5 protein-coding genes are annotated in these 6,279 nt (G+C 71.8%); 4 read left to right on the forward strand and 1 reads right to left on the reverse strand.

Annotated features, from left to right (window positions below):
• Positions 1-55 precede the first annotated feature (55 nt).
• Both GXY35_09660 and GXY35_09665 read left to right on the forward strand, forming a co-directional pair.
• Positions 56-1,096 (forward strand): FAD:protein FMN transferase, encoded by a 1,041-nt coding sequence (locus GXY35_09660; protein ID NLW94842.1) that lies wholly within the window; start codon positions 56-58, stop codon positions 1,094-1,096.
• Positions 1,097-1,287: 191 nt separating this feature from the next.
• Positions 1,288-1,758, forward strand: coding sequence for a hypothetical protein (locus GXY35_09665; GenBank protein NLW94843.1), 471 nt, complete (start codon positions 1,288-1,290; stop codon positions 1,756-1,758).
• Here the strand turns inward: GXY35_09665 and hemL are convergent.
• Complete coding sequence (gene hemL / locus GXY35_09670) at positions 1,745-3,025, reverse strand: glutamate-1-semialdehyde 2,1-aminomutase (GenBank protein ID NLW94844.1); 1,281 nt, start codon at positions 3,023-3,025, stop codon at positions 1,745-1,747. The genes GXY35_09665 and hemL overlap by 14 nt on opposite strands.
• A 129-nt stretch (positions 3,026-3,154) precedes the next feature.
• On the opposite strand from hemL, the gene GXY35_09675 reads away from it, so the two are divergent.
• Positions 3,155-4,459 (forward strand): DUF362 domain-containing protein, encoded by a 1,305-nt coding sequence (locus GXY35_09675; protein ID NLW94845.1) that lies wholly within the window; start codon positions 3,155-3,157, stop codon positions 4,457-4,459.
• Positions 4,460-4,499: 40 nt separating this feature from the next.
• Positions 4,500-6,026, forward strand: coding sequence for a bifunctional metallophosphatase/5'-nucleotidase (locus GXY35_09680; protein ID NLW94846.1), 1,527 nt, complete (start codon positions 4,500-4,502; stop codon positions 6,024-6,026).
• Positions 6,027-6,279: the final 253 nt, after the last annotated feature.

A 6,279-nucleotide genomic window follows, 5' to 3' on the forward strand; every position in this document is an offset into this window, starting at 1 on the left:
GAAGTGTAGCACGCCGTGCGGGGGGAGCCAACAGGCAACTCGGCGGGGGGTGGCGGTGAAACGGCGCGCGGCGGCGCTCGCGGCCGCGGCCGCGGCGGCGGTCTGCGTTGCGGCGCTCTTCCTGCCCCGGGAGTGGCGCTACGGCGCCGCCGCGATGGGGACGCGGGCGGAGCTCACGATCGTCGGGAGCGTATTCGAGAGGATCTCGGGGCGCACGGGGCGCGCCGCGGCGAAGGCGCTCGAGGAGATCGCGGCGATCGAGCGCCTGATGAGCATCTACCGCGCGGGGAGCGACATCGCGCGCCTCAACGCCGACGGCGCGGAGGGGGAGGTCGAGGTCGACCCTCGCACCTTCGAGGTGCTCGGGCGCGCCGCGGAGATCTCGCGCCTCACCGGCGGCGCCTTCGACGTCTGCGTCCTTCCCGCGGAGGAGGCCTGGGGGTTCAAGACCGGAGGGACGCGCGCGGTCCCCGACGCGCCGGTCCGCGTATCGGGCCGCGTCGCCCTGCGAGAGGAGTCGGGCGGGTTTTTCGCCCGCGCCGAGCCGCGGGGGACGCGCGTGGACCTCGGCGGCATCGCCGCCGGCTACGCGGCCGACCGCGCGGCGTCCGTCCTCAGGGCTGCGGGGGTGCGGGGAGCGCTGGTGGACATCGGCGGCGACGTGTACTGCCTCGGGATGAGCGCGGGCGGCACGCCGTGGCGCGTGGGCATCCGCCACCCGCGTTCTCAGGGGGTTCTTGTCGCCCTCGACCTCTCCGACCGGGCGGTCGCCACCTCGGGCGACTACGAGGATTGCTTCATCCAGGACGGGAAGCGCTACAGCCACATCTTCGACCCGCGCACCGGCAGTCCCGCGGAGCGGGGGGTGGCGAGCGCGACGATCGTCGCCGACTCGTGCGTCGTCGCCGACGCCCTCGGCACGGCGCTGGTGGTGATGGGGGCGCCCGAGGCGCTCCGGCTCGTGGAGCGTCTTCCGCGCACGGAGTGCATCCTCGTGACCGAGGAGGGAGGAACAGTCCGCGTCCACGCCTCGCCGGGGATACGAAACGCCCTTCCCCTCCTCGCGGGGGAGGGGACTCAGCCCGCATCCCGTTGAGACAGGCACCCGTTCCGCCGCGAAGGCGCCGGGGGAGACAGGAGGATCCGCCCCGGACCGTCGCGCCCGCCTGCCGGGCGTCGGACAGAAGTGAACGCGGAGAACGCGGAGAGCTCGGGCAGGAGCGACGGGGCGCAGATGAACGCGGAGCGCGGTATGCGCGGCCTGAACAAGACGCATGGGGTGACCGGATGCCCGACCTCCTGACGCACCTCTGTTCCGCGCAGCTCGTCCGCCGCGGTCTCTTCGACCGGCTCTTCCCCCTCTTCGCGCTCGGGGCCGTCCTCCCCGACCTCCTCTCCCGCCCGGCGCACATCCTCTTCCCCGCCGCCTACCCGTTCGTCAAGCCGCTCCACTCCCCGGTTCTGGTCGTCCCCTGCTGCGCGTTGTGCGCGCTCCTGTTCGTGCGTTCGGTGCGGAGGGAGGCCTTCGCCTGCCTCCTCGCGGGCGCGCTGCTCCATCTCGCCCTCGACGCCTGCCAGAAGCAGTTGGGCCCAGAGTATTTCTGGCTCTTCCCGTTCTCGTGGCGGGGGGGATGGATCGGGCTTTTCTGGCCCGAGCAGGCGATCTTCGCCCTGCCGGCGACGGTCGCGGTGACATTGCTGGTCTCGGCGCTGCGGAGAAAACGGCGGGGCGTCGCGGCGGCCCCTACAGGGTCTTGACGGCTTCCCTCGCCGCGGCGAGGGTGCGGTCGATCTCGCGGTCGGTGTGCGCCGCGGAGAGGAACATCGCCTCGAACTGGGACGGCGGAAGGTAGACGCCGCGGTCGAGCATCGCGTGGAAGAAGCGCGCGTAGCGGTCCTGGTCGGCGCGCCGGGCGGACTCCCAGTCGGTCACGGCGCCGTCGCGGAAGAACAGCGTGAGCATCGAGGCCGCGCGGGAGACGGCGCAGGGGACGCCGGCGCCTCGGCACGCCTCGCCCAGCCCCTCGGCGAGACGGCGCGCCTTCTCCTCGAGCGCCGGGTAGATCCCTCCCCCCGAGAGGATCGACAGCGTCGCGATCCCCGCCGCGACGGCGAGCGGGTTCCCCGAGAGCGTCCCCGCCTGGTAGACCGGCCCCTCCGGGGCGAGGAGGCCCATCAGCTCCCTCCGGCCGCCGAACGCCGCGAGCGGGAGCCCCCCCCCGATGATCTTGCCGAGCACCGTGAGGTCGGGCGCCACTCCGAAGACCCCCTGCGCGCCCCCATACGAGAGCCGGAACCCGGTGATCACCTCGTCGAACACGAGGAGCGCCCCGTGCGCCCGCGTGAGCGCGCGCAGCCGTTCCAGAAACCCGTCGCGCGGCGGCACGACGCCCATATTGCCCGCCACCGGCTCCACGATGACGCAGGCGATCTCCGCGCCGCGGCTCCGCATCAGCGCCTCCACGGCTTCGAGGTCGTTGAACGGGAGCGGGACGGTCTCGCGCGCGAAGGCGGGCGGGACGCCCGCGCTGTCGGGGACGCCGAAGGTCGCGGCGCCCGAGCCGGCCTTGACGAGGAGGCCGTCGGAGTGCCCGTGGTAGCAGCCGGTGAACTTCACCACGGCGCTGCGCCCGGTGAAGGCGCGCGCGAGCCGCACCGCCGCCATCGCCGCCTCGGTCCCGGAACTCGTGAGGCGCACCTGCTCCACGGAGGGGAGGGCGCCGCGGATCAGCTCGGCGAGCGTTGTCTCGCGGCGCGTGGGGGCGCCGTAGGTCGTCCCCTTCCCGAGCGCCTCCTCGATCGCCCCGAGGACGACCGGGTGCGCGTGGCCGAGGATGAGCGGCCCCCAGGAGAGGACGTAGTCGATGAACGCGCGGCCGTCCGCCGCCTGCAGCCGGGCCCCCCGCGCCGACTCGACGAAGAACGGCTCGCCGCCGACGGCGCGGAAGGCGCGCACGGGCGAGTTCACGCCGCCGGGGATGACCCGGAGGGCCTGCTGCCACAAGGAATCGGGCGCGTCCGCCATGGGGCGAGTATACCCGGTTGCGGCGCGCGCCACAAGCGGCGGGGAGGGGCGGTGGGAGCCGGCCGCCCTTCCCTCCGCGCACATCGCCCGGTTCCGCCGCGGGGGCGCCTGTGCTACAATGCTGCCGCGATGAAAAAGCCGGTCGTGGCCGTCCTCCGCACCTCCCCCGCCACCGTGCTCGAGGACTACCACCGGCTGATGAACCTCGCCGGCTACCGGGACGTCATCCCGAACGACGCCGACACCGCCCTGAAGATCAACATCTCGTGGCACTTCTTCTTCCCGGCATCCTCGACGACGCCGTGGCAGCTCGACGGCGTCATCCGGGCGATGAAGCGGGACGGCTACGACCCCGCGCGCATCCACGGCTGCCACAACCGGACCGTCGTCATCGACGCGCGCCTCGGCGAGCGGGAGAACAAGCAGCTGAACGTCGTCGAGGCCCACGGGCTTCGGAACATCCACCTCTACGAGGGCGAGGAGTGGATCAACGTCCGTGACGCGGTCGGCGACCTGGCGAAGCGCTTCCTCTGCCTGAACGACGTCTACCCGAAAGGGTTCATGCTCCCCCGCCGCTTCGTCGGGGAGAACATCGTCCACCTCCCCACGGTGAAGACGCACGTCTTCACCACCACCACCGGGGCGATGAAAAACGCCTTCGGCGGCCTCCTGAACGAGCGGCGCCACTGGACGCACCCGGTCATCCACGAGACGCTCGTCGACCTGCTGGCGATCCAGAAGAGGATCCACCGGGGCGTCTTCGCGGTGATGGACGGCACCTTCGCCGGGGACGGCCCCGGGCCCCGCTGCATGCGGCCGCACGTGAAGAACGTCATCCTCGCCTCGGTCGACCAGGTCGCCATCGACGCCGTCGCCGCCCGGATGATGGGATTCGACCCGCTCCGCGACATCAAATACCTGCGCCTCGCCCACGACGCCGGGCTCGGCTGCGCCGACACGCGCGAGGTGGAGATCGCGGGCGACCGAAACGCGGCGGCGGAGAACTGGCGCTTCACCGGGCCGTTCAGGAAGATGACGTTCGCGAGCCGGATGCAGCACCGGATATACTGGGGCCGGCTCCGGAGGCCTGTGGAGTGGACGCTGAAGACGGTGCTCGCCCCGTGGGCGTACGTCGCGAGCGTCCTCTACCACGACTCGTTCTGGTACCCGACACACCAGCGGATCATCCGCGAGGCGCTCGAAAGCGACTGGGGGCGGCTGTTCAACAACTGGGACGCCCTCGCCCTCCCACCCGGCGACCTCTCGACGCCCGGCTGGAGCGACGTCGGGGAGACGCCGGCGGCGCTCAACCGGCAGAGCGTGAAGCTGTTCGCGCAGTCGTTCAAGATCCTCGGCACCTGCCTGAAGGAGGCGCCGGAGTTCGATGCGCGCAGGCGCCGCCGGTTCGCGTGCGACCGGTGCGCAAGGATGTGACGGAACCGCGGTTTCTCGTTTCCGGTTTCCCGGGGGATCTATGCTGAAGAGATTTTCGCGCCCCTTATTTCTCGCCTCCCTCGCCCTTCTCGCCGGCTGCGCCGTCACGCCGCGCGCGCCGCTCCGGCAGCTCTGCATCCTCCACACCAACGACGTCCACGGGCACATCACGGAGGAGCGGGTCGAGGGGTGGCGGAAGCCGTCCGGGGGGGCCGCGACGCTCGCGAGCTGTGTCAGGGAGATCCGCGAGGAGAACCGCGCCGCGGGGATCCCGACGCTGCTCCTGGACGCGGGCGACATCTTCCTCGGCACGCCCGAGGGGAACGTGTCGAAGGGGATCGCGGTGGTGGAGACGATGAACGCCGCCGGCTACGACGCGATGGCGATCGGCAACCACGAGTTCGACTTCGGCGTCGGCGTCGTCGAGGCGCTCGCGGCGGCCGCCCGCTTCCCGATCCTCGGTGCGAACGTCCGGGTCTCGTCGGGGGGCCCCCCGCCGTCGTTCCTGCGCCCGGCGGTCGTGAAGGACGCGGACGGGCTGAAGGTCGGGATCATCGGTGTGATCACGGAGTCGACGCCCGCGATCGTGATGCCCGGCCGCACCGAGAAGATCGTCTTCGAGAAGCCGCAGGGGGTCGTCAGGGAACAGATCGCCGCCCTGAAGGCGCAGGGGGTCGACTTCATCGTCCTGCTCAGCCACTGCGGCTCGTGGCAGGACAAGGAGATCGCCGCGGAGGTGAAGGGGATCGGCGTCATCGTCGGCGGCCACGGGCACGAGCTGCTGCGCAAGCCCCTGCGCGTCCGCAGGACCGGCACCCTCATCGTCCAGGCGGGCGGGACGGGGCAGTACCTCGGCCGGCTCGACTGCCGGGTGGACCCGGACCGCGGGCGCGTCGCCAGCCACCGCTACGAGCTGGTCCCGCTCGAGAAGGGCCGCTGCCTGCCGGACCCCGAGGCGCAGGCGATCGTCGACCGGTGGGCCGCGCTGGTCGGGGAGAGGTTCGACGAGACGGTCGCGGAGTCGAGCGACGACTTTGCCGGCAACGACACCGCCGAGGCGCCGCTCGGCAACCTGATCGCCGACAGCATGCGGGCGGCCACGGGGGCGCAGATCGCGTTCCACAACAACTTCGGCATCCGCAACCCGCTCCTCGCGGGCCCGGTCACCTACCGCGACATCTACAAGATACTGCCGTTCGACAACACCCTGTACACGATGACGCTCACCGGCGCGCAGCTCTTGCGGATCCTCGAGCAGAGTCTCGCGCTCAAGTACGGCATCCTCCAGCTCTCCGGCCTCACGGTCGAATACTCCCCGAAGGCGCCCGAGGGGTCGAGGGTCGGATCCGTCCGCTGCGGCGGCGAACCGCTCGACCCCGCGGCGGCGTACACGGTGACGACGAACTCGTTCCTCGCCCAGGGGGGGGATTCGTATGCGACGTTCCTCGAGGGACGCGACATGACCAACAGCGGCGTCCTCGACCGCGACGCCTTCGCCGACTACCTCCGCGCGCGCTCCCCCGTCTCCGCCGGGGAGCCGGTCCCATCTCGCCTCATCCCCCGCTGACCGCCTCCCGCGTCTCCGGCTCATGGTCGAGGATGCTGCCCCGCGCGGGGGGCGACTCCCCACGCCGCTATACCAGACGGCACAAAGTTGTTTCAATCCACGCCCCCGCGCGGGGGGCGACCGGCGGAGGGAAGAACCTCGCCCCGGGGGCGGCAGTTTCAATCCACGCCCCCGCGCGGGGGGCGACGGCTGGAGAAAGAGGATAAGGAGATCAGGGAGCGGTTTCAATCCACGCCCCCGCGCGGGGGGCGAC

This window comes from Chlamydiota bacterium, assembly GCA_012729785.1.
Classification (GTDB): domain Bacteria; phylum Auribacterota; class Tritonobacteria; order UBA1439; family UBA1439; genus UBA1439.